At 66.7% G+C, this 22,050-nt stretch carries 20 protein-coding genes and 2 tRNA genes; 12 read left to right on the forward strand and 10 right to left on the reverse strand.

What is annotated here, in order from left to right:
* Positions 1-7: 7 nt before the first annotated feature.
* From yidD to rpmH, 3 genes are read right to left on the reverse strand one after another with little or no spacing between them, the layout of a single operon-like run.
* Positions 8-331, reverse strand: coding sequence for a membrane protein insertion efficiency factor YidD (gene yidD / locus BST15_RS13130; RefSeq protein ID WP_046190110.1), 324 nt, complete (start codon positions 329-331; stop codon positions 8-10).
* Positions 331-714, reverse strand: coding sequence for a ribonuclease P protein component (rnpA, locus tag BST15_RS13135; protein WP_046190111.1), 384 nt, complete (start codon positions 712-714; stop codon positions 331-333). Before rnpA ends, yidD begins: the two co-directional genes overlap by 1 nt.
* 17 nt (positions 715-731) lie before the next feature.
* Positions 732-875, reverse strand: a complete 144-nt coding sequence (rpmH, locus tag BST15_RS13140; protein WP_024442093.1) for a 50S ribosomal protein L34 — start codon at positions 873-875, stop codon at positions 732-734.
* 617 nt (positions 876-1,492) lie between these two features.
* Between rpmH and dnaA the strand changes: the two genes are divergently transcribed.
* The 9 genes from dnaA (at position 1,493) to BST15_RS13185 (ending at position 12,454) form a co-directional block, all read left to right on the forward strand.
* The gene (dnaA, locus tag BST15_RS13145) at positions 1,493-2,962 is read left to right on the forward strand and encodes a chromosomal replication initiator protein DnaA (RefSeq protein ID WP_046190112.1); all 1,470 of its coding nucleotides are present in this window, start codon (positions 1,493-1,495) and stop codon (positions 2,960-2,962) included.
* Positions 2,963-3,495: 533 nt separating this feature from the next.
* Positions 3,496-4,692, forward strand: a complete 1,197-nt coding sequence (gene dnaN / locus BST15_RS13150) for a DNA polymerase III subunit beta (protein ID WP_046190113.1) — start codon at positions 3,496-3,498, stop codon at positions 4,690-4,692.
* A 38-nt stretch (positions 4,693-4,730) separates the two neighbouring features.
* Positions 4,731-5,891, forward strand: a complete 1,161-nt coding sequence (gene recF, locus BST15_RS13155) for a DNA replication/repair protein RecF (protein WP_046190114.1) — start codon at positions 4,731-4,733, stop codon at positions 5,889-5,891.
* Positions 5,888-6,466, forward strand: coding sequence for a DUF721 family protein (locus BST15_RS13160; protein ID WP_046190115.1), 579 nt, complete (start codon positions 5,888-5,890; stop codon positions 6,464-6,466). The genes recF and BST15_RS13160 overlap by 4 nt, the downstream gene beginning before the upstream one ends.
* 196 nt (positions 6,467-6,662) lie before the next feature.
* Positions 6,663-8,714 carry a DNA topoisomerase (ATP-hydrolyzing) subunit B gene (gyrB, locus tag BST15_RS13165; protein ID WP_109370779.1) on the forward strand — a complete coding sequence of 684 codons (2,052 nt, stop codon included), beginning with the start codon at positions 6,663-6,665 and terminating at the stop codon, positions 8,712-8,714.
* Positions 8,715-8,802: 88 nt separating this feature from the next.
* Positions 8,803-11,298 carry a DNA gyrase subunit A gene (gene gyrA, locus BST15_RS13170; protein ID WP_046190116.1) on the forward strand — a complete coding sequence of 832 codons (2,496 nt, stop codon included), beginning with the start codon at positions 8,803-8,805 and terminating at the stop codon, positions 11,296-11,298.
* Between the two features lie 56 nt (positions 11,299-11,354).
* Positions 11,355-12,221 (forward strand): DUF3566 domain-containing protein, encoded by an 867-nt coding sequence (locus BST15_RS13175; protein WP_083070990.1) that lies wholly within the window; start codon positions 11,355-11,357, stop codon positions 12,219-12,221.
* Between the two features lie 74 nt (positions 12,222-12,295).
* A tRNA-Ile gene (locus BST15_RS13180) sits at positions 12,296-12,369 on the forward strand.
* Between the two features lie 12 nt (positions 12,370-12,381).
* Positions 12,382-12,454, forward strand: a tRNA-Ala gene (locus tag BST15_RS13185).
* Between the two features lie 59 nt (positions 12,455-12,513).
* Here BST15_RS13185 and cwsA read toward each other — a convergent pair.
* Complete coding sequence (cwsA, locus tag BST15_RS13190; RefSeq protein WP_046686503.1) at positions 12,514-12,939, reverse strand: cell wall synthesis protein CwsA; 426 nt, start codon at positions 12,937-12,939, stop codon at positions 12,514-12,516.
* A 40-nt stretch (positions 12,940-12,979) separates the two neighbouring features.
* On the opposite strand from cwsA, the gene BST15_RS13195 reads away from it, so the two are divergent.
* Entirely contained in the window at positions 12,980-13,528 is a 549-nt protein-coding gene (locus tag BST15_RS13195; RefSeq protein WP_082104006.1) for a peptidylprolyl isomerase, read from the forward strand.
* 22 nt (positions 13,529-13,550) lie between these two features.
* Here BST15_RS13195 and BST15_RS13200 read toward each other — a convergent pair whose 3' ends face one another.
* Both BST15_RS13200 and crgA read right to left on the reverse strand, forming a co-directional pair.
* Positions 13,551-13,982: a PH domain-containing protein gene (locus tag BST15_RS13200; RefSeq protein WP_046191380.1), complete on the reverse strand. Its 432-nt coding sequence runs from the start codon at positions 13,980-13,982 to the stop codon at positions 13,551-13,553.
* A gap of 141 nt (positions 13,983-14,123) precedes the next feature.
* On the reverse strand, positions 14,124-14,408 hold the full coding sequence (gene crgA / locus BST15_RS13205; RefSeq protein WP_046191377.1) for a cell division protein CrgA: 285 nt from the start codon (positions 14,406-14,408) through the stop codon (positions 14,124-14,126).
* A gap of 92 nt (positions 14,409-14,500) precedes the next feature.
* Here crgA and BST15_RS13210 point away from each other — a divergent pair, with 92 nt between their 5' ends.
* Both BST15_RS13210 and BST15_RS13215 read left to right on the forward strand, forming a co-directional pair.
* Positions 14,501-15,265 (forward strand): DUF881 domain-containing protein, encoded by a 765-nt coding sequence (locus BST15_RS13210; protein ID WP_046191376.1) that lies wholly within the window; start codon positions 14,501-14,503, stop codon positions 15,263-15,265.
* A 38-nt stretch (positions 15,266-15,303) separates the two neighbouring features.
* A complete protein-coding gene (locus tag BST15_RS13215) occupies positions 15,304-15,969 on the forward strand; it encodes an aminodeoxychorismate/anthranilate synthase component II (RefSeq protein WP_046191375.1) in 666 nt (221 codons plus the stop codon).
* A 1-nt stretch (position 15,970) separates the two neighbouring features.
* Here the strand turns inward: BST15_RS13215 and pknB are convergent, their stop codons facing one another.
* Genes pknB through BST15_RS13235 form a run of 4 tightly spaced genes read right to left on the reverse strand, consistent with a single transcriptional unit; the run spans position 15,971 to position 21,955 of the window.
* Positions 15,971-17,845: a Stk1 family PASTA domain-containing Ser/Thr kinase gene (pknB, locus tag BST15_RS13220; RefSeq protein WP_046191374.1), complete on the reverse strand. Its 1,875-nt coding sequence runs from the start codon at positions 17,843-17,845 to the stop codon at positions 15,971-15,973.
* Positions 17,842-19,074, reverse strand: a complete 1,233-nt coding sequence (locus BST15_RS13225) for a protein kinase domain-containing protein (RefSeq protein WP_083070991.1) — start codon at positions 19,072-19,074, stop codon at positions 17,842-17,844. The genes pknB and BST15_RS13225 overlap by 4 nt, the downstream gene beginning before the upstream one ends.
* On the reverse strand, positions 19,071-20,549 hold the full coding sequence (pbpA, locus tag BST15_RS13230; RefSeq protein ID WP_046191453.1) for a D,D-transpeptidase PbpA: 1,479 nt from the start codon (positions 20,547-20,549) through the stop codon (positions 19,071-19,073). The genes BST15_RS13225 and pbpA overlap by 4 nt, the downstream gene beginning before the upstream one ends.
* Positions 20,546-21,955, reverse strand: a complete 1,410-nt coding sequence (locus BST15_RS13235) for an FtsW/RodA/SpoVE family cell cycle protein (RefSeq protein ID WP_046191452.1) — start codon at positions 21,953-21,955, stop codon at positions 20,546-20,548. The genes pbpA and BST15_RS13235 overlap by 4 nt, the downstream gene beginning before the upstream one ends.
* Positions 21,956-22,050: the final 95 nt, after the last annotated feature.

Below are 22,050 nucleotides of genomic sequence, written 5' to 3' on the forward strand. Positions count from 1 at the left end.
GCCCGGATCAAAGGACACGGTATTCACCCTCCGATAGATTGTCGTGCTCGTTCAGGGCGTGGCCGGTCCGGCAACCGCATCCGCCGGCCCCTTCGGACCGCTCGGGAATCGGGTCCCAGCCCCCTTGATGCCATGGCCCACATTTGGCCAGTCGTACCGCGGCCAGCCAGCTGCCCCGAATCAATCCGTACTCCGTCAACGCCTCGACGGCGTACTGGCTGCACGTGGGCATGAAGCGGCAACTGGGTAGACGCAGCGGGGAGATCAGATTCCGGTACAGCTGGATCAGAAAGACCAGTCCACGTACGGGAGCCACCGCGAGAGACTGCATCAGCGCACCGCACCACTGGTTCGGCGAATCGCGCGCAAACCTGCCCGCAACTGTCCACCGAGGGCCTCCGACGTGGCGGTGCTACTGCCGGGCAACGCCCGAATCACCAACTGCTCGCAGGGTTCCAAATCCACCAGCACGCCGCGAGCCACATGGCGCAGCCGCCGGGCCACCCGATGCCGGGTGACAGCCGGCCCCACCGACTTGGCGATGATCAGCCCAACACGGGGCGCAGTTGCGGTCGACGAATCCAACGCCGACGCCTCGGACGTGTCCGCGCGTCGGTCGTAGATGACGAGGTCGGGTTGTACTGCCCTTCGGCCATGCTTGACCGTTGCACCGAAGTCGGCCGATCGTCTCATCCGGTACTGAGCCGGGAGCACCGCCGAGCTGCCTGTGCTCAGGCAGTCAGCGAGCGACGGCCCTTGCTACGCCGGGCGGTGACGATGGCACGGCCGGCACGGGTCCGCATCCGCAACCGAAACCCGTGCACCCGGGCCCGACGACGGTTGTTGGGCTGGAAGGTCCGCTTGCCCTTGGCCACGGCACACTCTCCTTATTGCGTCTTGCGTCACGCCTGCCCGACACACCGGAAGCCCGTTGTGCCTGCCGCACGCGACGCACTGGGTAAGCTCGGTGAACTTCTTGCGTCTTGCTCGTAACCGGCGCGGGCTCCGGCGGGAAGCCGGTCGCTGCCGTATCGCCAGCGTTCGGGCGACTGTTCGAGGGTACTGATGCAGGTTCCCCGGGTCAAACCCCGCTCCTGCCCCGCGCAGTAAGGCTACCTCTGGGTGCCTCACAGCAGCCCATTATTCACACTGGTCACACCCGTATCGTGGGCGTTATCGACCCTCGTTTTCATTCGATTCATCTGGTTGAAATGAGTAGTCGTCCGCCCCGAAACCTGTTAGCTTGCTTGCCAGCGCCGTTTCGGATCCGGAGCGGTTTGTATGACGAACCGAAGATGACGAAGCGGTTGGCGCTTCAGATATAGCGTCTCTGTCTGGAGTATCCGTTGCCCAGCAACCGGCCCAGGGGGCCTCATCGCGGAATGCGCACCTCATCCACATCTGTGGATAACTGTGTGGATAGCATGTCCCGGTACGGCATCGGGGCACTCCCGTGCCCGGTCAGACGGCGTCGAACCAGGGGGATGGGGCTTTGAATGAGGACCCCGGGACTGCATTTCTCGGTCTATGGGACGACGTCGTAGCTGAACTCAACGGCGATTCACCGTCCGGCAATGCTTCCGCGGCGGCCTTGACACCACAGCAGAAGGCTTGGCTCAAACTCGTTCATCCGCTGGCCATCGTGGAGGGCTTCGCCCTCCTTGCCGTTCCGAGCAGCTTTGTCCAGAACGAGATCGAACGCCACCTGCGCACCCAGATCACCGATGCCCTGAGCCGACGCCTCGGGCACTCCATCGAACTCGGAGTCCGGATCGCGCCGCAGCCCGCCGAAGAGACTTCCGCCCAGCCGCCGGCCGACAACGCCGTCGAGGAACGCGCCGACGACGAGGATGACGACACCACCGACGTCGCCTATGACTGGCCGAACTACTTCACCGAACGGCCCAGCGACGACTCGTCGACGGCCGACGGTGCCAGCCTCAACCGGCGCTATACCTTCGACACCTTCGTCATCGGCACGTCCAACCGATTCGCCCACGCCGCCGCGCTGGCCATCGCCGAAGCACCGGCCCGTGCCTACAACCCGCTCTTCATCTGGGGTGAATCGGGACTGGGCAAGACCCACCTACTGCATGCGGCCGGCAACTACACCCAGCGGCTCTTCCCCGGGATGCGCGTCAAATACGTCTCCACCGAAGAGTTCACCAACGACTTCATCAACTCTCTGCGTGACGATCGCAAGGTTGCGTTCAAGCGCAGCTACCGGGACATCGATGTGCTGTTGGTCGACGACATCCAGTTCATCGAGGGTAAGGAAGGTATCCAGGAAGAGTTCTTCCATACCTTCAACACCCTGCACAACGCCAACAAGCAGATCGTGATCACCTCCGACCGTGCACCGAAACAGCTTGCCACCCTGGAGGATCGGCTGCGGACCCGCTTTGAATGGGGACTGATCACCGACGTCCAGCCCCCGGATCTGGAGACTCGGATCGCCATCTTGCGCAAGAAGGCGCAGATGGATCGCCTCGATGTGCCAGGCGACGTGCTGGAGTTGATCGCCACCAGCATCGAACGCAACATCCGTGAACTCGAGGGCGCCTTGATTCGCGTCACCGCCTTCGCCTCACTGAACAAGACACCGATCGACCGCTCCCTGGCCGAGATCGTGCTGCGTGATTTGATCGCCGATGCCAGCACCATGCAGATCAGCGCGGCCATCATCATGGCCGTCATCGCCGAGTACTTCGACACCTCGGTTGAGGAGCTGCGCGGCCCGGGAAAGACCCGGCCCTTGGCACAGTCCCGTCAGATCGCCATGTACCTGTGCCGCGAGCTGACCGACCTCTCACTGCCCAAGATCGGCCAGGCATTCGGACGAGACCACACCACCGTCATGTATGCCGAACGCAAAATCCGCGGCGAGATGGCCGAGCGCCGGGAAGTGTTCGATCAGGTCAAGGAACTCACCACGCGGATCCGGCAGCGCGCAAAGCGCTGATTCTTGGGTTTTTGCGCGGCAGTCTTACAAAAAACTTTAGACCCACTCGCACCACCCGTCACGGTCCCGCCCTGTGGATACCCCTGCGGACAACCTGTCCACGGTCCGATGACCAACGGACCGTCGATACACACCGCCCGATTCATACACAGTCCCGCCGACGGGCCCGGGCGTGTCATTCACTGCTGCTCCCCAGGCAACAGACACCGCTCAACTGCACCGATGCCCCGCTATACCCAGGATCCACAGGACTTACTACTAATACTGGGAGTTATCCCTAGTTTCTCTTTCAAAACAGGTCGTTGGGGATTCGCGTGAAACGGGTCTGTTCACAAGCTCGTGGTCCGGCCCCTGGAGCAAGGCACTCCCGGCCGGGTCGGTGTTGAGGTTTAACTTTCAAGAAGACGCACCAGGCTCTACGGTTGGTGACCGACCGCTCTTACACTTCGGCGTGGGGCGTTGCACGGCCGCGGGTGGGGGTGTTCACCAGTCGCCGCAGGATAGAGCTCTATTTGGGGTGACGAGAGGACGCTATGGACGCGGCGACCACGAACGCGGGTCTGACCGACTTGAAGTTCCGCCTGGACCGGGATGACTTCGCTGACGCGGTGGCGTGGGTGGCGAAATCTCTGCCGGCCCGGCCCACGGTGCCACTTCTGGCCGGGGTGCTGCTGACCGGCTCCGACAACGGTCTGACCGTGTCGGGTTTCGACTACGAAGTGTCCGCCGAAGTCCAGCTGGCTGCCGAGATCGCTTCTCCGGGAAGTGTTTTGGTTTCCGGGAGGCTGTTGTCGGACATCACTCGGGCATTGCCGGCCAAGCCGGTCGAAGTTCAGGTGGAGTCCACGCGGGTGTCATTGACCTGCGGTAACGCGCGTTTCTCGCTGCCCACCATGACCGTCGAGGATTACCCCACGCTGCCCACCCTGCCCGAAGAGACCGGGGTATTGGCCGCGGATGTGTTCGCCGAAGCGATCGGGCAGGTGGCCGTAGCCGCCGGCCGCGATGACACCTTGCCCATGTTGACTGGTATCCGCGTCGAAATTTCCGGTAACACAGTCGTTTTGGCCGCAACCGACCGTTTTCGGTTGGCTGTGCGGGAGTTGACGTGGTCCGCGGCCCCCGGCACCGAGGCTGCGGTTCTGGTACCGGCGAAGACGCTGGCGGAAGCAGCCAAGGCCAGCAGTGACGGCAACGAGGTCCACCTGGCTCTGGGCGCCGGTGCTTCGGTCGGCAACGAGGGCCTGCTGGGAATCACCAGCGCCGGCAAACGCAGCACCACCCGACTGCTGGACGCGGAGTTCCCCAAGTTCCGGCAGCTGTTGCCCAGTGAGCACCTGGCCGTGGCAACCATCGGCGTGGCAGAGCTCACCGAGGCCATCAAGCGCGTGGCCTTGGTGGCAGACCGCGGCGCGCAAGTCCGGATGGAGTTGTCGGAGGGCACACTTCGGCTCTCGGCAGGTGCCGAAGATGTCGGACGGGCCGAAGAGGATCTGCCGATCGATTTCGTCGGTGAACCGTTGACCATCGCGTTCAATCCGACCTACCTGACCGATGGCCTGGGTTCGTTGCACAGCGACAAGGTGTCGATGGGTTTCACCGACCCGAAGAAACCTGCGGTGCTGCGGCCGGCCGGTGCCGATGACCCGGTGCTGATGGGTGAGGGTCCGTTCCCGGCAGTGCCATCGGACTACGTCTACCTGCTGATGCCGGTTCGCCTCCCCGGCTGATCGGCGCAGCAGCGACGACGGGAGGGGTTGGTTTCTCGGTGTATGTCCGCCATGTGGGCCTGCGGGATTTCCGGTCCTGGGCACATGTCGACCTCGAACTCGAGTCGGGTGCGACGGTACTGGTCGGTCCGAATGGTTTTGGAAAGACGAATCTTGTTGAGGCCCTGTGGTATTCATCCACATTGGGATCGCACCGAGTTGCCACGGACGCCCCGCTGATTCGTTCCGGTGCCAGCCGGGCTGTGGTCTCGACGATTGTGGTCAATGAGGGCCGCGAACTGGCCGTCGATCTGGAGATAGCCGCGGGCCGCGCCAACAAGGTGCGCCTCAACCGGGCTCCGGTGCGCCATGCGCGTGAGGTGGTGGGGGTCCTGCGGGCGGTGCTGTTCGCCCCGGAGGATCTGGCGCTGGTGCGGGGCGACCCCGGTGAGCGACGCCGCTATCTCGACGAGTTGGCCAGCGTGCGTCGGCCCAGGATCGCGGGCGTGCGGGCCGACTATGACAAAGTGCTGCGCCAACGCACCGCGTTGCTCAAAAGTGCGCCGGGTGCGCTGCACCGTGGGGACCGTACCGTGCTGGACACGCTCGACGTGTGGGATTCCCAGCTGGCCCTGCATGGCGCTGAGCTGATGGCCGCGCGGATCGACCTGGTGAATCAGTTGGCCCCGGAGGTCCAGAAGGCCTACCAGTTGCTGGCGCCGGGGAGCCGTACCGCGGCGGTGGCCTATCGACCGAAACTGGATCTCGATCCACGTGAAACACATCCCGATGTCGCCGAACTCCAGCAAGCGCTGCTCACCGAACTGGCACGCCGGCGCAGCGCGGAACTTGACCGGGGCGTCTGTCTGGTCGGCCCGCACCGTGACGAATTGGAATTGCGCCTCGGCGAGACTCCGGTGAAAGGCTTTGCCAGCCATGGTGAGTCGTGGTCCATGGCACTTTCGCTGAGGTTGGCATCGTACGAATTGCTGCGCAGCGAGGGTGCCGAGCCGGTACTGCTGCTCGACGACGTCTTCGCTGAGTTAGATGCCGCCCGGCGCCAGGCCCTGGCCGGGGTCGCCGCCGCCGCCGAGCAGGTACTGATCACCGCCGCCGTCGCCGAAGACATCCCGTCTGAGTGGCAGGCCCGCCGCATACGTATCGCGGTCGCCGAAGGAGACGAGGGCCGCGTCTCCGAATTGGTCGGAGACCTCGCATGAACGATTCAGATGAGTCGTCCGAGGAGAACGCCTGGCAGCCACCGGCTCATCTGGCGGGGTTGTCCGGCATGGATCTGGTGCGCCGCACCCTGGCCGAGGCCCGCGAAGCCGCGCGCAGCCAGGGCAAGGATGTCGGGCAGGGTCGCCGGGCCCCGTTGCGTCGGCGAACGCCTGCAACGGGCGGGGGCTGGCGCAGTTGGTCGGGGCCGGGGCCGGACCGCCGCGACCCCCAGACCCTGGGTTCGGCGACCCGCGACCTTGCCCAGTCGCGGGGCTGGTCGGCGCAGGTGGCCGAAGGAACGGTGCTCGGTCAGTGGCGCACGGTGGTCGGTGACGACATCGCCGCCCACGCGATTCCCACCCGCCTGAGCGACGGAGTCCTGAGCGTTTCGGCCGAATCCACCGCCTGGGCCACGCAATTGCGCCTGGTCCAGGCGCAACTGCTGGCCAAGATCGCCGCGGCTGTAGGTGACGGCGTCGTCAAGACCTTGAAGATCACCGGCCCCACCGCGCCGTCGTGGCGTAAGGGACCGTTGCACGTCTCGGGCCGGGGCCCACGCGACACCTACGGGTGAGCCCCTCAGGATCAGCCGCCTGAGCGCCGCTACGAGCAAAAAAATCGCTCCGGCCAACGGCCGGACACGAGGCAAACCGCGATATCGACGCCACGGCGCGATCAGATGGGCAGAAACACCCGAAGAAATTACTCGCCGTCGGGCCCCCAAGGTAGACTGACTCAGTATCCCGCGCACGCACCCGGTGGTGCGTCACATGCTGGCTTGCGAACCTGAGGAGAACTTCCCGACCGTGGCTGCCCAAAACAAATATGGTGCCGATTCCATCAAGGTTCTCGAGGGCCTCGAAGCCGTCCGCAAAAGACCAGGTATGTACATCGGTTCCACCGGTGAACGGGGCCTGCACCACCTGATCTGGGAAGTCGTGGACAACGCCGTCGATGAGGCGATGGCCGGCTTCGCCACCACCGTGAGCGTCCGCATCCTGGAAGACGGCGGTGTAGAGGTCACCGACGACGGTCGAGGCATCCCGGTGGCCATGCACGCCACCGGCATCCCGACCGTCGACGTCGTCATGACTGTGCTGCACGCCGGCGGAAAGTTCGAAGAGGGCGCCTACAGCGTCTCCGGCGGTCTGCACGGCGTCGGCGTCTCGGTGGTCAACGCGCTGTCCACCCGACTGGAAGCCGATATCTCCGTCGACGGTTACCAGTGGTTCCAGACCTACGACAAGTCTGTACCGGGAACCCTGCGCAAGGGCGAGAAGACCAAGAAGACCGGTACCACCATCCGGTTCTGGGCGGACCCGGACATCTTCGAGACCACCACGTATGACTTCGAGACCGTGGCGCGGCGGCTACAGGAGATGGCATTCCTCAACAAGGGCCTGACCATCGAACTGACCGACGAGCGCGTGCGCGTCGAAGAAGTGGTCGACGAGGTGGTCAGCGACACCGCCGAAGCACCCAAGACCGCAGAGGAGCAGGCCGCCGAGGCCGTCGCTCCCCACAAGGTCAAGCACCGCGTCTTCTGCTACCCCGGCGGCCTGCGCGACTTCGTCGCGCACATCAACCGCAGTAAGACCGCGATCCACCCGACGATCGTCGACTTCGACGGCAAGGGAACCGGACACGAGGTCGAGATCGCCATGCAGTGGAACGGCGGTTACTCCGAGTCGGTGCACACCTTCGCCAACACCATCAACACCGCCGAGGGTGGTACCCACGAAGAGGGCTTCCGTTCGGCGTTGACCAGCGTGGTCAACAAGTACGCCAAAGACAAGAAGCTGCTCAAAGACAAAGACCCCAACCTCACCGGAGACGACATCCGCGAGGGCCTGGCGGCGGTCATCTCCGTGAAGGTCTCGCAACCGCAGTTCGAGGGCCAGACCAAGACCAAGCTGGGCAACACCGAGGTCAAGTCTTTCGTTCAGAAGGTCTGCAACGAACAGCTGGGGCACTGGTTCGAGGCCAACCCGGCCGAGGCCAAGACCATCATCAACAAAGCGGTGTCTTCAGCGCAGGCCCGGATGGCAGCACGTAAGGCCCGGGAGTTGGTGCGGCGCAAGAGTGCAACCGATCTCGGCGGATTGCCGGGCAAGTTGGCCGACTGCCGGTCCAATGACCCGAGCAAGTCCGAACTGTATGTGGTGGAGGGTGATTCGGCCGGCGGCTCGGCCAAGAGCGGCCGCGACTCGATGTTCCAGGCGATCCTGCCGCTGCGCGGAAAGATCATCAACGTGGAGAAAGCGCGCATCGACCGCGTGCTGAAAAACAATGAGGTGCAGGCGATCATCACCGCCTTGGGCACCGGAATCCACGACGAGTTCGACATCTCGAAACTGCGCTACCACAAGATCGTGCTGATGGCTGACGCCGACGTCGACGGACAGCACATCTCGACCCTGTTGCTCACCCTGTTATTCCGTTTCATGCGGCCCTTGGTGGAGCACGGGCACGTGTTCTTGGCGCAGCCGCCGCTGTACAAGCTCAAGTGGCAGCGCGGCACCGAGGCCGAATTCGCCTACTCCGACCGCGAACGCGACGGCCTGCTCGAAGCCGGCAAGGCCGCCGGCAAGAAGATCAACATGGACGACGGCATCCAGCGCTACAAGGGTCTGGGTGAGATGGACGCCAAGGAGCTGTGGGAGACCACCATGGACCCCAGCGTTCGGGTGCTGCGCCAGATCACCCTCGACGACGCTGCCGCCGCAGACGAGCTGTTCTCGATCCTGATGGGCGAGGACGTGGAGGCCCGGCGCAGTTTCATCACCCGGAACGCGAAAGACGTGCGCTTCTTGGATGTTTAGAGACACCTCGCGAAGCCGCGCACCGCGCGACGTCCGCGATATCTCGCAACATCTGACCAGCCCGACTTCTGACCAGAACGAGGAATAGATGACAGACACCACGCTGCCGCCCGGGGACGACTCGGTGGACCGGATCGAACCGGTCGACATCCAGCAGGAGATGCAGCGCAGCTACATCGACTATGCGATGAGCGTGATCGTGGGCCGCGCGCTGCCGGAGGTCCGCGACGGTCTCAAGCCGGTGCACCGCCGCGTCCTGTATGCCATGTACGACTCGGGTTTCCGCCCGGACCGCAGCCATGCGAAGTCCGCGCGCTCTGTCGCCGAGACGATGGGTAACTACCACCCGCACGGTGACGCCTCGATCTACGACACCCTGGTGCGCATGGCCCAGCCCTGGTCGCTGCGCTACCCCTTGGTCGACGGGCAGGGCAACTTCGGTTCGCCGGGTAACGACCCCGCGGCCGCCATGCGTTACACCGAGGCCCGGCTGACCCCGCTGGCCATGGAGATGCTGCGCGAGATCGACGAAGAGACAGTCGATTTCGTACCGAACTACGACGGCCGGGTACAAGAACCAACGGTGTTGCCCAGCCGCTTCCCGAACCTGCTGGCCAACGGATCCGGTGGCATCGCGGTCGGTATGGCGACCAACATCCCGCCGCACAACCTGCGGGAGCTGGCCGAGGCGGTCTTCTGGTGCCTGGACAACCACGAAGCCGATGAAGAGACCACGCTCGAGGCGATGATGGAGCGGGTCAAGGGCCCGGACTTCCCCACCTCCGGGCTGATCGTCGGCTCCCAAGGCATCAACGACGCCTACCGCACCGGTCGCGGCTCTATCCGGATGCGCGGGGTGGTCGAGATCGAGGAGGACTCACGCGGCCGAGCCCTGCTGGTCATCACCGAACTGCCCTATCAGGTCAACCACGACAACTTCATCACCTCGATCGCCGAGCAGGTTCGTGATGGAAAGTTGGTGGGAATCGCCAACATCGAGGACCAGAGCAGCGACCGCGTGGGCCTGCGTATCGTCGTGGAGATCAAGCGCGACGCGGTGGCCAAGGTGGTGCTGAACAACCTCTACAAGCACACCCAGCTACAGACCAGCTTCGGCGCGAACATGCTCTCGATCGTCGACGGCGTGCCGCGCACCCTGCGGCTGGACCAGATGATCCGCTACTACGTGGCGCACCAGCTCGATGTGATCGTGCGCCGCACCCGCTACCGGCTCCGCAAGGCCGAGGAGCGCGCCCACATTCTGCGCGGCCTGGTCAAGGCGCTCGACGCCCTCGACGAAGTCATCGCCCTGATCCGCGCATCGCAGACCGTCGACATCGCCCGGCAGGGCCTGATCGAGCTGCTTGAGATCGATGACATTCAGGCTCAAGCGATTCTGGACATGCAGCTGCGCCGGCTGGCCGCGCTGGAACGCCAGAAGATCATCGATGAATTGGCCAAGATCGAGGCCGAGATCGCCGATCTCAAGGACATCCTGGACAAGCCGGAGCGCCAGCGTGCGATCGTGCACGACGAGTTGGCCGAGTTGGTCGAGAAGCACGGCGACGACCGTCGCACCCGGATCATCGCCGCCGACGGCGACGTCGCGGACGAGGACCTGATCGCCCGCGAGGACGTGGTCGTCACGATCACCGAGACCGGTTACGCCAAGCGCACCAAGACCGACCTGTACCGCAGCCAGAAGCGCGGCGGCAAGGGCGTTCAGGGTGCAGGCCTCAAGCAGGACGACATCGTGGCGCACTTCTTCGTGTGCTCGACGCACGATTGGATCCTGTTCTTCACCACTCAGGGCCGGGTGTACCGGGCCAAGGCCTACGAGCTGCCGGAGGCGTTGCGAACCGCGCGCGGCCAGCATGTGGCCAACCTGCTGGCCTTCCAGCCCGAGGAGCGCATCGCCCAGGTCATCCAGATCAAGAGCTACGAGGACGCGCCGTATCTGGTGTTGGCCACTCGCAACGGCCTGGTGAAGAAGTCCAAGCTCACCGACTTCGACTCCAACCGCTCCGGCGGCATCGTCGCGATCAACCTGCGCGACGCGGACGAGCTGGTGGGCGCAGTGCTGTGCTCATCCGAGGATGATCTGCTGCTGGTCTCGGCCAACGGTCAGTCCATCCGGTTCTCGGCCACCGACGAGGCGTTGCGGCCGATGGGCCGGGCCACCTCCGGTGTGCAGGGCATGCGGTTCAACGCCGATGACCGGCTGCTGTCGCTCAACGTGGTCCGCGAGGACACCTATCTGCTGGTGGCCACCGCCGGTGGCTATGCCAAGCGAACCGCGATCGAGGAGTACACGGCGCAGGGTCGCGGCGGTAAGGGCATCTTGACCATTCAGTACGATTCGCGGCGAGGCAGGTTGGTCGGAGCCCTGATCGTGGACGACGACAGCGAGCTCTACGCGATCACCTCCGGCGGCGGAGTCATCCGCACCGGGGCGCGGCAGGTCCGTAAGGCAGGACGTCAGACCAAGGGCGTTCGGTTGATGAACTTGGGTGATGGCGACACACTGATAGCGATTGCGCGGAACGCCGACGAAGAGGCGGCCGACGAGGAATCGGGTAGCTGAATCCGACGTCAGACCCGACCGCTGCGCGGCCGGGATACGCAGGTAAGGAGCCGTGGGTGAGCGCACCGAACGAGCCGGGGCACCCGGGCACCGGGGGCAAGGCGGAGACGTCCGGAAACGGGCCCTCCGAACCGGGTCAGCGGCCACCGGGCCGTCCCGGTCGGATCACCGAGACCGGGGAAGCCCCGCCGTGGCAACGCGGCGGCCAGCCCCGGCAGCCGGCGCCGCCGCGGCAGGCAGACCCGGCCGCGGGCCAGCACTCCGCCGGCGTCGACGAACGCCTCCGGCGGTTCGTGTCCGGTTCGGCCGCCCCGGCGGCCCCGCCTGCGCCCGCGGCCGCGCCGCAGGCCGCTGCCAAACCGCCGGTGTCGGCCAAACCGCCGGCCAAGCCACCCGCCCAGCCCGCGAAACCCCCCGTACAGCAGGCCAAGCCGGCGGCCAAGGTTGCGCCGCCGGTGAAGCAGGCGCCGTCGGACGACGCCTACGCCAGCGAACTGCCGGATCTGTCGGAGCCCCCTCAGCGGCGCCCCGCGGTGCGGCGCCCGCAGGTGACGGCCGGGACGCGGGGTCCGCTGCGCGCCAGCATGCAGATCCGGCGAATCGACCCCTGGAGTGCGCTCAAGGTGTCCTTGCTGTTGTCGACGGCGCTATTCTTCGTCTGGATGATCGCCGTGGCCGTGCTCTACGTGGCGCTGGGCGCGATGGGCGTCTGGAGCAAACTCAACAGCAACGTCGGTGATCTGTTGACCAACAACAGTGCGGCCGAACTGGTTTCGGCCGGTTCGATTTTCGGCGGCGCCGCGCTGATCGGGTTGGTCAACGTCGTGGTGTTGACCGCCCTGGCAACGTTGGGAGTGGTGATCTACAACCTCAGCACCGACGTGGTCGGCGGGGTGGAGGTCACCCTGGCCGACCGGGACTGACCGGGCGGGTGTTCAGGGCATTTTGGTGAGCGGGCACCCAGTGCGGTAATCTCGCTCGGTCGCAAGACGACTACGGGCCTATAGCTCAGGCGGTTAGAGCGCTTCGCTGATAACGAAGAGGTCGGAGGTTCGAGTCCTCCTAGGCCCACGAGTCCCACCAGGGGCCTTAGCTCAGTTGGTAGAGCGCTGCCTTTGCAAGGCAGATGTCAGGAGTTCGAATCTCCTAGGCTCCACAGTGCGAACGCGCGAGCGTCGCGGTTACTTCTTGGGCTGTCACCGGCGCCCAACGGCATCAAATCTTGTGCGGCGCGTCCACACTCGGCGGGCGGGGCGACGTCTCCTGCGGCCGGTTCGAGCGCCGGATCAGCACCGCCACCACGCCACCGGCCAGCAGTGCCGCACCGGCGGCCCCCACCAGCAGCCAGGGCCGGCGTAGGTGCCGGCGAGGGGCAGCTCCCTCGAGCAGCTCCGGCAGGCCGGCGACGGCCTCCTGAGCCGCCGCCAACTCTCGGGCCGCCGCGTCGGCGGCTTCGGCCACGCGGTCGGACAGTTGACTCTCCCGGTAGAGCCGCCGCAGTTCGACCGCGCCGCGGCGTACCGCGTCCCCGCTGAGCCCTACCGCGCCGCGTGCCACGTCAACCGGCCCGGGGGCGGAATAGGCCAAGCCCCGGGTCAGTCGCTCGCGGTGGGTCAACGGGGTCTGGGTCGCCAGGCGCATGGGCCCAACGCTACCCGTGACGCAGCCCTCCACCCCGGGAATGGCACACTGTCTTCCCATGACCAACAGCTCCATTGCCACCGCGACCGCCACGCTGCACACCAACCGCGGCGACATCAAGATCGCGTTGTTCGGCAACCACGCCCCCAAGACCGTCGCCAACTTCGTCGGCCTGGCTCAGGGCACCAAGGAGTACTCCACCACCAACGCCTCCGGCGGCTCGTCGGGCCCGTTCTACGACGGCGCGGTGTTCCACCGGGTGATCAACGGGTTCATGATCCAGGGCGGCGACCCGACCGGCACCGGCCGCGGCGGCCCCGGCTACAAGTTCGAGGACGAGTTCCACCCCGAGCTGGTGTTCGACAAGCCCTACCTGCTGGCGATGGCCAACGCCGGTCCCGGGACCAACGGCTCGCAGTTCTTCATCACCGTCGGGCAGACCCCGCACCTGAACCGCAAGCACACCATCTTCGGTGAGGTTGTGGACGCGGACTCCCAGCGCGTGGTGGACGCCATCGCCACGACCGCCACGGACCGCGCCGACCGGCCCTCCGAGCCGGTCGTGATCGAGTCGATCACCGTCTCCTAAGCCGACGGCACCTGCCCCTGGATCAGGGGCAGGTGTAACCGGCCGCGTTGAGTGCGGTGAGCACCTCACGCGGGTCGGTCCCCAAATCCCACCGCGACAGGATCAGCATCTGGTCGTCGCGCGTCTCGATCTCCAGCAGCCGGTGCTTGCGGCCGATCCGCTGATATTCCGTCACGCGGAGTCGGGTGAGGCTGTCCTGGGTCAATACCGTGGTGTGCCACCATCCGCGCACCGCCAGCCCGTCGAACGTCAGTGCCAACTTGGGCCGTGCCCGCCAGGACATGCCGGCAAACACCAGCAGCCCCAGTCCGGCAACGCCGGCCAGCACGCGTCCGGGCACATCTGTCGCCAACGTCACTGCGCCGATCGCCAGCACCGCTCCCACCACCGCGCAGCCGGCGATCCCGCCCGCGGGTGGTGACCATTGCGTGCGGGCAGCCGCGTTCTCACTCATGTCCACCTGCGGAGAGAAAGTTATCTACAGGAGTTGTCCACAGTGGGGATAAATCACATCGTTGTGATTGAGCAATCGCTTGGTTGCTCGGCTGGTTGTGCAGACCGCCCGAAATCACCAGAAATCTCGTGTCTGCGCAGCTCAGTGCCAGCGCATGGTGAGCAACAGCCCGGAGATCATGAAGGCAAACGCGATGGCGTAGTTCCACGGACCCAGGTCGGCCATCCAGTTGAGGGCCGCGGGAGCGTCCAGTCCGGTGGCGCCGAGCTGATACACCATCAGCCACGCCAGCCCCAGAAGCATCAGCCCCAGGAACGTCGCGACAAACCAGGCGCTCGACGGGCCGCCTTTGAGTTTGACCGGGGTACGGCTCACCGACGAGGGGGTGAAGCTGGTGGACTTCTTACGAACCTTGGACTTGGGCATCGGTACCTCGGGACGGTGCGGCGTGAAGCTGCGAGTATGGGTCCGTACGAGATTAGCCCAGCAGGGCAACTCAGCCGAGAACGGGAGAGCCGATGGAGCGCAAGGGGCTGTCCGCGTCGCCGGGCCGGCGCTCCCCGTGGCAGCTGGGGGTTCCGGTGGTCTGTGTCCTGGCCGGCCTGCTGCTGGCGGCCACCCACGGGGTATCCGGCGGCAAAGAGATCCGCCGCGGGGACGCTCCCCGACTGGTCGACTTGGTCCGTGCCACCCAGACCACCGTGGAAGAACTCACCGCGCAGCGTGACGCCCTGGCGACCGGCGTCGGTTCGGTCCACGGACGCGGCTCCGGCGTTGCCCTGTCGGCGATGCGCAAGCGCAGCGAGCAACTGACCGATGCCGCCGGCCTGGAGGCCATGTACGGGCCGGGACTGGTGGTGACGTTGACCGACGCCCAGCGTGACGCCAATGGCCGGTTCCCCCGGGACGCCTCCCCCGACGACTTGGTGGTGCACCAACAAGACATCTCCGCGGTGCTCAACGCCTTGTGGAGCGCCGGCGCCGAGGCCGTGCAGATGCAGGACCAGCGGATCACCGCGTCATCGGCTCCCCGCTGTGTCGGCAACACCCTGCTGCTGGAGGGTCGAACCTACAGTCCCCCCTATGTGTTGACCGCGATCGGAGACCCGGCCGCGATGCAGGCCGCCCTGGCCGCCGACCCGCTGGTCAGTCTGTACAAGCAGTATGTGATTCGGTTCGGCCTGGGCTACAGCGAACAGGTGAGCACGGACGTGGAAGTCGCCGAGACACCCGCCGTGGCCCGGATGCGTTACGCGGTGCCGGCCGGACCGGTGGACTACTGACACCGATCCCCCGTTTCGGCGGCGGTAGCCTGTTGGGCGTGCGGATCCTCGTCGTCGACAATTACGACAGCTTTGTGTTCAACCTGGTCCAGTATCTGGGCCAGCTGGGTGTGCAGGCTGACGTCTGGCGTAACGACGACGCCCGCCTGGCCGACCCGGCCACCGCCATCGCCGACTTCGACGGCGTTCTGCTCAGCCCCGGACCGGGCACCCCGGAACGCGCCGGCGCGTCGATCGCACTGGTCAAGGCCTGCGCGCACGCCAAGATCCCGGTACTGGGCGTGTGTTTGGGCCACCAGGCGATCGGGGTCGCCTTCGGCGGCACGGTGGGCCGTGCACCGGAACTTTTGCACGGCAAGACCAGCACCGTATTCCACACTGACGCCGGGGTGCTCACGGGACTGCCGGATCCGTTCACCGCTACCCGGTACCACTCGTTGACGATCCTGCCCGAGACACTGCCCGCGGTCCTGGAAGCCACGGCGCGCACCCGCGGCGGGGTGATCATGGCGGTGCGCCACACCGAACTGCCCATCCACGGGGTGCAGTTTCACCCGGAGTCCATCCTCACCGAGGGCGGCCACCGCATGCTGGCCAACTGGCTCGGTTACTGCGGATACACCTGCGACGAAGCCCTGGTGAGCCGGCTCGAGCAAGAGATCGCCACCACGGTGCAGACCGCCCGCCGGGTTCCGGCGCAATAACCTACTGACCGAAACGCAACGTGATGTTGGCGTCGGTGTTGACGCCTTGGCCCGCCGCCGGGGTCTGGTAGAGCACCCGGTTGTGGCCGGCGCCGCCGGCGTCGACGTCGGCGCCCTTGACCAGGATTCCGGTCCAGCCCAGGGCCCGCAGCTGCGGTTCGGCGTCGGTCCAGAACATCCCGGTCACATCCGGCATCACGAACTGATTGCCGCGGGAAACGCGCAATTCGATCACCGCGTCCAACGGCGCGGTCTCCCCGCTGGGCGGGCTGGTGGCGATCACCTCACCGGCCGGGCGCGGGCTGTCCACCGTCACCTCGGTGATCTTGGTGAAGCCGTAGACGGTCAGGTTCTTCTGCGCCACGTCCAGGGTCTGACCGGTGACGTCGGGTACGGGCTTGGTGGCCGGCCCGCTGCCGATCACGATGATGATCTCGTTGGTGACGGCCGTGGTCTGGTTGGCCGGCGGGTTGGTGCCCAGGACCTTGTCCTTGAGCTCGGGGGTCGACGGCGAGTTGACCTGCTTGAACTTGCCGAAGCCGGCGGCGGTCAGCTTCTTGACCGCATCGGCGTAGCTCAACGTGGCCACGTCGGGCAGCTGGCGCTGTTCGGGGCCGTAGGACACGTCGACGGTGATCTTGTCGCCCTTGTTGGCCGGGGCGCCGGCGGGCGGGTCGGTGCCGATCACGTGATCGGGCGGAACCGTGGAATCGGAGCGCTGCTCGGTGCGGGTCTTGAAGCCCTTGTTCTGCAGCTCGGCGATCGCGTCGACCGATGCCCGCCCGCTGACGTCGGGTACCTGGATCTGGTGGGTGTGGCCGCCGAACGCGTTGATCGACACCGTGACGATCACGGTCAGGACCGCGAGCACGATCGCGGCGATCAGCCACCGGCCCACCGAGCCCGGCCGGTCGTGGTTGAAGTCCAGTTCCTGGCGGGGCAACGGATCGGTCTGGGGGCCGCCGGAGTCGCCGGCCCGGGGCGGCATCATCGAGGCGCGGTCGGCCGCGGTGAGCACTCGGGGGGCTTCGGGCGTCTCTCCGTTGTGGACCCGCACCAAGTCGGCCCGCATCTCGGCGGCCGTCTGGTAGCGATTGTCGGGATTCTTGGCCAGCGCCTTGAGCACCACCGCATCCAGATCGGCCGGCAGGCCGGGCAGCCGCTGCGACGGGGGCACCGGGTCTTCGCGGACGTGCTGGTAGGCCACCGCCACCGGTGAGTCGCCGACGAAAGGTGGATCGCCGGTGAGGATTTCGTAGAGCACGCACCCCAGCGAGTACACATCGGAGCGGGCGTCGACGGTGTCGCCGCGGGCCTGCTCGGGCGAGAGGTACTGGGCGGTGCCGATCACCGCGGCGGTCTGGGTGACGCTGTTGCCGGCATCGGCCACGGCGCGGGCAATGCCGAAGTCCATGACCTTCACGGCGTTGTGCTCGTCGATCATGATGTTGGCGGGCTTGACGTCACGGTGGATGATGCCGTGCTGGTGACTGAAGTTCAGCGCCTGGCAGGCATCCGCGATCACCTCGATGGCCCGAATGGGCGGCATGGGGCCGTCGTTGTGCACGATGTCGCGCAGCGTGACGCCCTCGACCAGCTCCATCACGATGTAGGGCAGCGGGCCGGCGGGGGTCTCGGCTTCGCCGGTGTCATAGACGGCCACGATCGCGGGGTGATTCAAGGCGGCGGCATTCTGCGCCTCCCGCCGGAACCGCAGGTAGAAACTGGGGTCGCGGGCCAAGTCGGCGCGCAGCACCTTCACGGCGACTTCGCGGTGCAGCCGGGTGTCGACGGCGCGGTGCACCTCCGACATCCCGCCGAAGCCCAGGATGTCGCCGAGTTCGTAGCGGTCGGAAAGCCGCTGCGGAGTGGTCATGATGACGTCCTGTGCCAGGTCCAGCCCGAGGGGTGTGCGGGTGGTGTCGACGAGGTCGATTCGGAGCTCGACGAGGTGGTCTGCGGTGCCCCGGTGTCGGTCACGGTGGCCGGTGCCAGCGAGCCGCCCGGGCTCTTGGCGTTGACCACGATCAGCACCGCGATGATGATCGCCAGCGTGCCGAGCACACCGGCCGCCCACAGTAGGGCGCGCTGCCCGGCGGTGAAGGTGCGCCGCGGCGGGGGTGTGCGGTGGGTCCCGGCAGTGGGCCGGGCGCGCCGCGCCGCGGTGGCCCGAGCCGACACCGGCTGGGCAACCCGCGTGGCCGCGGTCGAGGGGATGGCCGACGGGGCGGCACGCCCGACCGGCAGCGACTGGCTGGGTCGGGTGGGTCGGCGCCCCGAGCGCACCGCGGCGACGGCGTCGGCGAACGGGCCACCGCTGCGATACCGCATGCCCGGGTTCTTGGCCAGCGTGATCTCGATCAGTTCCCGCACGTTGGGCGGCAGCTCGGCCGGCAGCGGCGGCGGGGGTTCCTTGATGTGTTTCATCGCGACGGTCAGCGCGCCGTCTCCGGTGAACGGACGCCGGCCGGACAGCACTTCGTAGCCGACCACACCCAGGGAGTACACGTCACTGGCGGCGGTGGCGTCCTGGCCGAGCGCCTGCTCCGGGGCGATGTATTGGGCGGTGCCCATCACCATGCCGGTCTGGGTGACCGGTGCGGCGTCCACGGCCTTGGCGATGCCGAAATCGGTGATCTTCACCTGGCCGGTGGGAGTGATCATGATGTTGCCGGGCTTGACGTCGCGGTGCACCAGCCCGCTGCTGTGTGCCACCTGCAGTGCCCGCCCGGTCTGCTCGAGCATGTCCAGGGCGTGCCGCAGCGACAGCCGCCCGGTGCGCTTGAGCACCGAGTTCAGCGGTTCACCGTTGACCAGCTCCATCACCAGGAAGGCGGTGCGGCCCTCGCCGTCGAGCTCGGTCTCGCCGTAGTCGTGCACGCTGGCGATGCCCGGGTGGTTGAGCATGGCGGTGTTGCGGGCCTCGGCGCGGAAGCGCTCGATGAACTCCGGGTCCGAGGAGAACTCCGGCTTGAGCACCTTGACCGCAACGCGGCGACCCAACCGGTTGTCGACGGCCTCCCAGACCTGGCCCATGCCGCCGGTGGCGATCAGCCGCTGCAGGCGGTAGCGCCCGGCCAGGGCGGCGCCCACTTGGGGACTCATGATCCCCCCTGGAGTGCGGCTTCGATGACGGCCCGGCCGATCGGTGCGGCCACGGTGCCGCCGGTGGCGGTCAAACGGTCGCCCCCGTCTTCCACCAGGACGGCAACGGCCACTTTCGGGGCGCTGGCCGGGGCGAAGGCGATGTACCACGCGTGCGGCGGGGTGTTCCGCGGATCGGGACCGTGTTCGGCGGTGCCGGTCTTCGACGCGATCTGTACGCCCGGGATGGCCCCCTGCTGCTGGGTCATTCTTTCGGCGTCGATCATTAGTTCAGTGAGCTTAGTCGCGACCTGCGCGGACACCGCACGGCGCTGCTCATGCGGCTGGGTGGTGGCGATGCCCGCCAGGTCTGGTCCTTCCAGCCCGTCGACCAGATACGGCTGCATGGACAGGCCGCCGTTGGCGATGGTCGCCGCTATCGCCGCGTTCTTCAGCGGTGTCACCGCCACATCTTTTTGGCCGATGCTGGTCATGCCCAGGGCGGCGGCATCGCCGATCCGCCCGATGGTGGATTCGGCGACCTGCAGCGGAATGGGCTCCGGGGTGATGTCCAACCCGAACCCCTGAGCGGTGCTGCGCAGTGCGTCCACGCCGGTACGAATACCCAACTGGACGAAGGCGGTGTTGCAGGAGCGGGCGAACGCCACCCGCAGCGGGACCACCGGCTCATTGCCCTCGCAGGTGTTGCCGGCGTAGTTCTCCAGCGTGACGGTGCTGTCGGGCAGGGCGATGCGGGCCGCGTTGGTCAGCGGCTCGTTCTCGTTGATGCCGGCCTGCAGTGCCGCGGCCGTGGTGATGACTTTGAACGTCGAGCCCGGCGGGTAGGTCTCGTTGATGGCGCGGTTGGTGAGCGGGGAGGCGGGATCGTCCCGGAGTTCCTGCCAGGCCTGGCCCTGCTTGGCCGAATCGTGTGAGGACAGCAGGTTGGGGTCATAGGACGGCGCCGACACCATCGCCAGAATCTTGCCGGTGGAGGGCTCCAGGGCCACGACGGCGCCGCGGCAGCCGCCGGTGCACCCGTTGCGCATGGCTTCCCAGCCCGCCTGCTGCACCCGGGGCCGCAAGGTGGTCTCCACGGTGCCGCCACGAGGGCTGCGGCCGGTGAAGAAGTCGGCCAGCCGCAGTCCGAACAGGCGTGGGTCGGAGCCGTTGAGCACGGTGTCCTCGGCGCGTTCGAGGCCGCTGCTGGAGTAGCGCAGGGAGTAGAACCCGGTGACCGGCGCGTACACCGCGGGTTCGGGGTAGATGCGCTGGTATTGGATGCGGCCGTCGGTGGGCACCGAGTAGGCCAGCAGTTGGCCGGCGGCGGTGATCTGGCCGCGCTGGCGGGAGTATTCGTCGAGCAGCACCCGCTGGTTGCGGGGGTCGGCGCGCAAACCGTCGGCGGCGAACACCTGGGTCATGGTGGCGTTGCCCAACAGCAGCACGATCAGTGCCATCAGGGTCATGGTGACGCGGCGCAGGGAAGTGTTCATACGCGCTCGATCACCGCCGTCCCGGTGTCGCCGATCGGGGCCGGGCGGGCCGGCTCGGTGCTCAGCGGGCGCCGCGCGGCATGCGAGACGCGCAACAGGATCGCCAACAGCACATAGTTGGCCAGCAACGACGATCCGCCGTAGGACAGCCACGGGGTGGTGAGCCCGGTCAGCGGGATCAGCTTGGTCACGCCGCCGACCACGATGAACAGCTGAATGCCCAAGGTGGCAGCCAGGCCGGCGGCCAGCAGCTTGCCGAAGCTGTCGCGAACCGCGATCGCGGTACGCATGCCCCGCACAATCACGATCGTGTACAGGATCAGCACGCCGGCCAGCCCCACCAGGCCCAGCTCCTCGCCGAACGCGGCGATGATGAAGTCCGTCGACGCCGCGGGCACGTAGCCGGGCTGGCCGTTGCCCAGGCCGGTGCCGAAGATGCCGCCGGTGGCGAAGCTGAACAGCGACTGCACCATCTGGTAGCCGGCGCCCTCGGGGTCGGCGAAGGGGTCCAGCCAGGTCTGCACGCGCACCCGGACGTGGCTGAACAAGAAGTAGGCCGCCACGCTGCCGGCGGCGAACAGCAGCATGCCGATCACCATCCAGCTGAATCGGCGGGTGGCCAGGTACACCACCACCAGGAACGAGGCATACAGCAGCAGGGAGGTGCCGAGGTCTTTCTCAAATGCCATGACCCCCACCGAGATCACCCAGGCGGCCAGCAGCGGCGCCAGGTCCCGCGGGCGGGGCAGGTTCATTCCCAGCACGTGCTTGCCGGCGCTGGTGAACAGGCGGCGTTTGGACACCAGCACCGCGGCAAAGAAGATCAGCAGCAGAATCTTGGAGAACTCGGCGGGCTGAATAGAGAAGCCCGGCAACCGAATCCAGATCTTGGCGCCCTGGCTTTCCGACAGTGAGGCCGGCAGCAGTGCGGGGATCACCAGCAGCACCAGGCCCGCCAGGCCGCAGACGTAACCGCTGCCGGAGAGTTGTCGGTGGTCTTTGAGGATCACCAGCACCAGGGCGAACACCCCGACACCGACCAGGGTCCACAACATCTGGGCGCTGGCGCCGGGACGGGCCTCGGCGCCGTCGATCCCCACCCCCAGATCGATGCGGTGGATCATCACCAGGCCCAGGCCGTTGAGCAGTGCCACCACCGGCAACAGCAGCGGGTCGGCGTAGCGTGCCGTCTGCCGGATCACCAAGTGCGCGAAGCCGAACAGCACCACGAACGCCAGGCCGTAGCCGACCAGATCCCAGCGCAGGCCCTTCTCGTGACCGGCCTCGACGATCAGCATCGCCACCGCGATGATCATGGTGGCAAAGCACAGCAGCAGAAGTTCGGCGTTGCGTCGATCCGGCAGCGCCGGGGTCAGCGCCACCGACGGCTGCGGCTCTGTTGTCATGAGACCGCCCGGCAGTCGGTCCCCGGTTCTGGAGGGGCCGGCGGCAGGTTGGTCAGGGTGGGCAGGTGCGACTTTCCGGGGGCCGGCGGCGGGGG

It is taken from the genome of Mycolicibacter arupensis (genome assembly GCF_002086515.1).
GTDB classification, from domain to species: domain Bacteria; phylum Actinomycetota; class Actinomycetes; order Mycobacteriales; family Mycobacteriaceae; genus Mycobacterium; species Mycobacterium arupense.